The sequence below is a fragment of the Pseudomonas sp. 3B-A001-10F genome (assembly GCF_056313565.1).
Map to the genome: position 1 here is coordinate 26,612 of NZ_JBQYFW010000050.1, position 6,013 is coordinate 32,624.

The window sequence follows — 6,013 nt, forward strand, 5'->3', positions numbered from 1 at the left end:
CCCACCATGGCTGTCGTAAAAAATTCACAGCAACGGCAAAGCCTCTGCCACTGCGTCGCGCACCGATCCATTTGCGACATCGGCTTTCAATTGCCACTGCCCGCGCTCATGGCCCAATGCCGCCTGCCGATACATCAGCGCAGACGTCCTCTTGCGTGCGGAGCTCCCATGAAGTTCAAGTCGATCCAGTTTTCCGTCGCCGCCCTGGCCGGCGCCATCGTCCTCAGCGTGGTCGCCGCGCTGGTGCTGTATGCGCTGTTTTCCGGCGCGCGCACGCAAGAGATGGTGCAACAGCGCACCCAGGCGCAGTTCGAGCAAGTCATCGAACAGCGCCTGACCTCGCTGGCGCAAACCCAGGTCAGCCAGATCCAGCGCGAGCTCGAAGCGCCGCTGCTGATTGCCGGCGGCCTGGTGCGAGTCAACGCCCTGCTCGGCACGCCGGGCGCCGATGGCCAGCCACGCCTGAGCGTCAGCCGCGAGCAACTGATCAGCCTGATCAAAGAAAACGTCGAAAAGAACACGAAAATTCTCGGCACCTACATCGGCTGGGAAAAAAACGCCCTCGATCACAACGACGCGGCCTATATCGGCACCAGCGTGGTCGGGATCGATGCCGCCAACGGGCGCTTCCTGCCGTGGTGGTTCCGCAACGATGACGGCACCCTCGGCCTGGACAAACTGGTCGACGTCGACGACCAGAAAACCCTGTCCACCGGCGTGCGCGCCAGCGAGTACTACTTGTGCTCGAAGGAAACGAAGAAAGCCTGCGTGATCGATCCGGCGCCGTACAAGGTCGGCGACAAGATCGTCATGCTCGCCTCCTTTATCGAGCCGATCATGCTTAACGGCGCCTTCCAGGGCATTGTCGGCGCCGACCTGTCGGTGAACTTCATTCAGGAAATGCTCCTCGGCGCCAACCAGAAGCTGTACAGCGGCGCCGGGCAAATGGCCCTGATCGGCGGCAACGGCCGGATCGTTGCGTACACCCAAGACCCGAGCAAATTCGGCGAAAAAGTCAGCGATATCCTCGACGCTGAGCAGACCGCCAACATGGCCAACCTCAAACGCGGCGAAGTGACTTACTCGGTCAACAAGGACAAGGGTCGCATCGAACTGTACCTGCCATTCGGCATCGGCCAGACCGACGCACGCTGGACATTGATGCTGCAATTGCCACTCAACGCGGTGATGGCTGATCTGCAAAAACTACAGGCCGATCTGGATGCTCAGCGCAAATCCGACACCTTCGGCATGGCCATGGTCGGTCTGCTGATCGCCGGCCTCGGTCTGCTGGTGATCTGGCTGGTCGGCCACGGCATCGCCAGACCGCTGAAGCAAATGGTCGCCATGCTCAATGACATCGCTCAAGGTGAAGGTGATCTGACCCGACGTTTGAGCAGCGATCGCAGTGATGAACTGGGTTTGATCGCCAAGGGCTTCAATACCTTTTTGGCCAAGTTGCAGGCGATGATCACGCAGGTGGTGACGTCGGTGCAGAGCGTCAGCGATTCCTCGGAACACACCGCTGACATTGCCATTCGCACCAACATCGGCATTCAAAAACAAATGGCCGAGATCGATCAGGTCGCCACGGCGGTGCAGGAAATGACCGCCACCGCGCAGGATGTCGCGCGGAACGCGACGCAGGCGGCACAAGCGGCCAGTCATGCCGACCAGGCCGCCAGCCAGGGCATGCAGATTGTCCGCGATACGTCCAATTCGATTGGCGTATTGGCAGTGGAAATCGGCAAAGCGGTGGATGTGGTACAGACCCTGGCCAAGGACAGCGAGAACATCAACGCCATTCTCACCGCCATTCGCGGCATCGCCGAGCAGACCAACCTGCTGGCCCTGAACGCGGCGATCGAGGCGGCGCGTGCCGGTGAACAGGGTCGTGGGTTTGCCGTGGTGGCCGACGAGGTGCGCAATCTGGCGCAGAAAACCCAGAAAGCCACTGAAGAAATCCAGAGCATGATCCAGCAACTGCAACAAGGCACCCGCGATGTCGTGCGGGTCATGGAAGACAGCCAGAACCGCACCGATGAAAGCGTGCAGCATGCGGCGAAAGCGGCTGAGGCGCTGGAAACGATCACCCAGGCGGTTTCGGTGATCAACGACATGAACACGCAGATTGCCAGTGCGGCGGAAGAGCAGAGTGCGGTGGCCGATGACATCAACCGCAATGTGATCAACATCGGGCAAGTGGCCAATGAAGTGGCGGGGGGCGCGGATGAGTCGAGTTCGGCGAGTGCCGATTTGACCAAACTGGCGGAGCAGCAGCGGCGGTTGATCAATCAGTTCAAGGTCTGAAAAGCGAAAAGCCCCTCACCCCAGCCCTCTCCCGGAGGGAGAGGGGGCCGACCGAGTTGTCTCCCGTCATACATCGACCTGAAAAATCGTGGCGATTATGGATTCGGTGAAAAGCTTTCAAGTCGGTGTGTTTCGTCAATATCCCGCGGTCAGTCCCCTCTCCCTCTGGGAGAGGGCTAGGGTGAGGGGCTTTTGATCTGCAGGCTTTAGCCCGGGGTCAAACACTCCGGCCCGTTGAGCTTCGGATCATTGATCAGATTCGCCAACACCCGCTCACGCAGCGCCGCCGGTTCACTGGCCAGCAACCCCTGCAACACATGCAACGGCGTCTCGGGATCGAGCCACGCCGCCTGCCCCGCCTCATCGAGAATCAACGGCCGGCGCTGACTCGACGCCGGCTGAGTAATTACCGCCGTACTCAACCACACCTGTTCCTGCACCGGATAAGCCTCCCAGATCGCCGCGAAAAACAGTGAAGAACCCTCCCCCGGCGTCAGCCAGAACGGCCGCTTGCGCTGGGTCCCGCGCCATTCGTAAAAACCATTCGCCGGTAGCAGGCAACGACGCTGGCGCAGCGCCTCACGAAACATCGGCTGCTCAGCCACGGTTTCCGCCCGGGCATGTGCCGGGGTTTTCGACAGATCGGTCAGCCACGGCGGCGTTAATCCCCAACGGGCGCGGGCCAGGCTGCGCTGGCCATCTTCACTGGCACGCAGCATCAGCACCGAATCATTGGGGGAAATGTTCCACTGCGCCTGCTGATCGGCGGGAAAACCAGGCAGGGCCGCGAAATCGCGGTTCCAGCGAAACAGGGCATAACGTCCACACATGGGGCAACACGACTCTGAAGTAATACGAAGCTCAGCCTAACAGACCAGCGTCCCGGGGAAGCTCTCCGGTTCATCGCCGGGCAGCGGCAGCGCGGCATTGTACGCGGTGATCAGCTCACGGGCGTATTCGGCCTGATCGTTATCCACAGATAAGCCCAACAGACCGAAGATCGGCAGCTCGCCCGTTCCACCGAGCAAATCGCGGCCAATCAAATGCGCCTCGATGCCTTCGCTGGCGAGCATGCCCTTGAGCATTTCACCTTCCATCAGATTTTCCGGCTCGTAGATTCGCTGCATGGGCGCCCCTTATTCGTTCTCACTGAAAACTTCCAGAAACCAGTCCTCTCCATGGACCTGCAATACGAACGTTATTGGCCGACAACACACCTGACAGTCCTCGATATAGGTCTGATCGCCGGCGGACAAGTCCACCGACGTCTCAACAAGCTCCCCACAATAAGGACATTCGTATTCAGCGGTTTCCAGCATCGCGGTCTCCCAAGTGACTTGTGCGTATAATCGCCGGTCTATTTGCAGGGCTATTTTTGTCTGGCTACTTTTTCAGACCGTGCCCCGCGGGTTTTCGATCAAAACCTTTACTTACCCTAGCCGTTTCCAACAAGAGAGCATGATGGGCGAATTCGATGCCATCCGACCTTACGACGACAGCGAAGTACCTGTGGTACTGGCAAGACTGCTCGGCGACAAGGCGTTTCTAGATATCCTCACCCACTTCCGCTTCCCGCGTTTTGCCGGTGCCTTCGGCTGGATGCTCAAACCACTTATAGCCCATCGGCTACGTCGTGAGTTCGCCGACGTAACTTCGGTGGCGACGTTGCAGGACAAGGTCGAGTCCTACGTCGACCACACCATCGAGCGCGCCACCGATGGCGTGACCTACACCGGTGTCGAGCAATTCAAGTCCGGCAGCGCCTATCTGTTCATCGCCAACCACCGCGATATCGTCATGGACCCGGCCTTCGTCAACTACGCCGTGTACCACGCCGGCCTGCCGACGCCGCGCATCGCGATCGGCGACAACCTGCTGCAGAAGCCGTTTGTCAGCGATCTGATGCGTCTGAACAAGAGCTTCATCGTCCACCGTTCGATCACCGGCCGTCGCGAGAAAATGGCTGCTTATCAGTTGCTGTCGGCGTACATCAACCACTCGATCCGCAACGATTGCGCGTCGATCTGGATCGCTCAGGCTGAAGGCCGGGCGAAGGACGGCGACGACCGCACCGAGTCGGCGATCCTCAAGATGTTCCACATGAGCCGCAAGGACGAGCCGTTCGGCGAAGTCATCCGCTCGCTGAACGTTACCCCGGTGTCGATCAGCTACGAATATGACCCGTGCGACCAGGCCAAGGCTCGCGAGTTGTACATCCGCGCCACCACCGGCACTTACGCGAAAGCGCCGGGCGAAGATGACGTGAGCATCGCCAAAGGCATCACTGGCTACAAGGGCCGGGTGCACGTGAACTTTGCCGCGCCGATTACCGAGCTGTTCGAAGACACCAAGCAATTGGCGATCGAGATGGACAAACAAATTCTCGGTGGCTACCGGTTGTTCCCGGTGCACTACCTGGCGTACGCCCAGTGGGCCGATGCCGATCCGCAGTTGAATGTGCCGAAAGCTGCCGAGGTGTTCCCGGCGGATGAGCTGGCCAAGGCGCAGCAAGAGTGGCAGGAACGCTTGGATGCGTGCCCTGAGGAGCATCGTCCGTATCTGGTGCTGCAATATGCGACGCCGGTGCGTAATCAATACCGGGTCAAGGCTGGGTTGCCGTTGTAAAGCAACGGCAAGATCAAAAGATCGCCGCCTGCGGCAGCTCCTACAGGGGATTCGTGTAGGAGCTGCCGCAGGCGGCGATCTTTTGCTTTTAATAGCGCGTGCTGATCCAGGAGACGATCAGGGCCAGCCCGAGGCAAGCAAAACCAAAACGATAGAAAAACCGGTTCATGCGCAAGGTCGCCCAATCAAGGATTGGTTCGGCATTCGGTTGCGCCTGGCGCTGAGCGGCAATGCTGGCCATCGCACGTTGTTCACGGCGACGAGTGGCGTGCAGCAGCCAACTCCCCGGAAACGCCAACAACAACGCGAGCAAGTTGATCAACTTGGCGGGATGGGCGGTAAACAGCGTCATCAAGTGCAGCGACATCACAGACCTCTATCTGAACCGGTGTGGCAGACGCCAGATCGACGACTGCGGCGCGGATTCTAACCAAACCTGCCGGTTCACCCCCAGTCTTTGCGACAAATAACCTGACAATCGACCGATGGCTGTCCTGTGTCACGGCATCGTCATGTGGATACACCAAGATGCGCGCCTCGAAACGCACATGGAACGCGACATGCTTCACGCTGAAAACCAGGATCGTCTGTACCTCATTAGCCCTTACGACGAGCAACAAAGCCTTGTCGGCAGCCTCGCCTTCAATGTCCAGGATCGCCATTGGCTGGTGTATTGCGCGCTGGGCGGGCATCAGCATGCGGATTTGCCGGAGACTGATTTGTTGACGGGTGTCAGCGTTCTCGACTTTTATTCCCAGGCTGCCTAAAAGCAAAAGCACCCTCACCCTAGCCCTCTCCCCGAGGGAGAGGGAACCGACCGAGTTGCTTATACGAGGTCCATCGACCTGAAATATCCAGCCGAACTCAAATGCTGAAAAGCCCCCGATCGGCTCCCTTTCCCCCTCGCCCCCCTGGGGGAGAGGGCTGGGGTGAGGGGGTACGATTTCAAGTTGTCTAGTCCTGAAATAGGTTTACACCTATTCACCCCAACGCCCGATGCACCGCATCGGGCGTTTTGTATTTTAAGGAAAGGTGCGGCCGCTCTTGGTTGTAGATCGTAATAGCCTCCCGCACCATC

Annotated in this window: 8 protein-coding genes; 3 read left to right on the top strand and 5 right to left on the bottom strand. The window is 59.2% G+C overall.

Annotated features, from left to right (window positions below; translation table 11 throughout):
• Nucleotides 1-168: 168 nt before the first annotated feature.
• Nucleotides 169-2,310: a methyl-accepting chemotaxis protein gene (locus AC0ZWN_RS27580; protein WP_476337514.1), complete on the top strand. Its 2,142-nt coding sequence runs from the start codon at nucleotides 169-171 to the stop codon at nucleotides 2,308-2,310.
• A gap of 206 nt (nucleotides 2,311-2,516) precedes the next feature.
• Here AC0ZWN_RS27580 and AC0ZWN_RS27585 read toward each other — a convergent pair whose 3' ends face one another.
• The 3 genes from AC0ZWN_RS27585 to AC0ZWN_RS27595 are packed head-to-tail and all read right to left on the bottom strand — an operon-like array spanning nucleotide 2,517 to nucleotide 3,629.
• Nucleotides 2,517-3,140, bottom strand: a complete 624-nt coding sequence (locus tag AC0ZWN_RS27585; RefSeq protein ID WP_095050627.1) for an SOS response-associated peptidase — start codon at nucleotides 3,138-3,140, stop codon at nucleotides 2,517-2,519.
• A gap of 36 nt (nucleotides 3,141-3,176) precedes the next feature.
• Nucleotides 3,177-3,437 (bottom strand): putative signal transducing protein, encoded by a 261-nt coding sequence (locus AC0ZWN_RS27590; protein ID WP_007912819.1) that lies wholly within the window; start codon nucleotides 3,435-3,437, stop codon nucleotides 3,177-3,179.
• A gap of 9 nt (nucleotides 3,438-3,446) precedes the next feature.
• Nucleotides 3,447-3,629 (bottom strand): CPXCG motif-containing cysteine-rich protein, encoded by a 183-nt coding sequence (locus AC0ZWN_RS27595; RefSeq protein WP_095050626.1) that lies wholly within the window; start codon nucleotides 3,627-3,629, stop codon nucleotides 3,447-3,449.
• A gap of 142 nt (nucleotides 3,630-3,771) precedes the next feature.
• On the opposite strand from AC0ZWN_RS27595, the gene AC0ZWN_RS27600 reads away from it, so the two are divergent.
• Entirely contained in the window at nucleotides 3,772-4,935 is a 1,164-nt protein-coding gene (locus tag AC0ZWN_RS27600) for a 1-acyl-sn-glycerol-3-phosphate acyltransferase (RefSeq protein WP_176471301.1), read from the top strand.
• Nucleotides 4,936-5,023: 88 nt separating this feature from the next.
• Here AC0ZWN_RS27600 and AC0ZWN_RS27605 read toward each other — a convergent pair whose 3' ends face one another.
• On the bottom strand, nucleotides 5,024-5,302 hold the full coding sequence (locus tag AC0ZWN_RS27605) for a hypothetical protein (RefSeq protein ID WP_093441332.1): 279 nt from the start codon (nucleotides 5,300-5,302) through the stop codon (nucleotides 5,024-5,026).
• Between the two features lie 193 nt (nucleotides 5,303-5,495).
• Between AC0ZWN_RS27605 and AC0ZWN_RS27610 the strand changes: the two genes are divergently transcribed.
• Nucleotides 5,496-5,702, top strand: coding sequence for a hypothetical protein (locus AC0ZWN_RS27610; RefSeq protein WP_095050666.1), 207 nt, complete (start codon nucleotides 5,496-5,498; stop codon nucleotides 5,700-5,702).
• Nucleotides 5,703-5,916: 214 nt separating this feature from the next.
• Here AC0ZWN_RS27610 and AC0ZWN_RS27615 read toward each other — a convergent pair.
• A partial coding sequence (locus AC0ZWN_RS27615) for an integrase core domain-containing protein (RefSeq protein WP_476336960.1) occupies nucleotides 5,917-6,013 on the bottom strand: 97 nt, incomplete at its 5' end.

What these genes read in the sequence shown, in the direction of transcription:
- AC0ZWN_RS27590 (WP_007912819.1), bottom strand. Translation starts at nt 3,437, where the DNA reads ATGCAGCGAATCTACGAGCCGGAAAATCTGATGGAAGGTGAAATGCTC.
- AC0ZWN_RS27580 (WP_476337514.1), top strand. Translation starts at nt 169, where the DNA reads ATGAAGTTCAAGTCGATCCAGTTTTCCGTCGCCGCCCTGGCCGGCGCC.
- AC0ZWN_RS27585 (WP_095050627.1), bottom strand. Translation starts at nt 3,140, where the DNA reads ATGTGTGGACGTTATGCCCTGTTTCGCTGGAACCGCGATTTCGCGGCC.
- AC0ZWN_RS27600 (WP_176471301.1), top strand. Translation starts at nt 3,772, where the DNA reads ATGGGCGAATTCGATGCCATCCGACCTTACGACGACAGCGAAGTACCT.
- AC0ZWN_RS27595 (WP_095050626.1), bottom strand. Translation starts at nt 3,629, where the DNA reads ATGCTGGAAACCGCTGAATACGAATGTCCTTATTGTGGGGAGCTTGTT.
- AC0ZWN_RS27605 (WP_093441332.1), bottom strand. Translation starts at nt 5,302, where the DNA reads ATGTCGCTGCACTTGATGACGCTGTTTACCGCCCATCCCGCCAAGTTG.
- AC0ZWN_RS27610 (WP_095050666.1), top strand. Translation starts at nt 5,496, where the DNA reads ATGCTTCACGCTGAAAACCAGGATCGTCTGTACCTCATTAGCCCTTAC.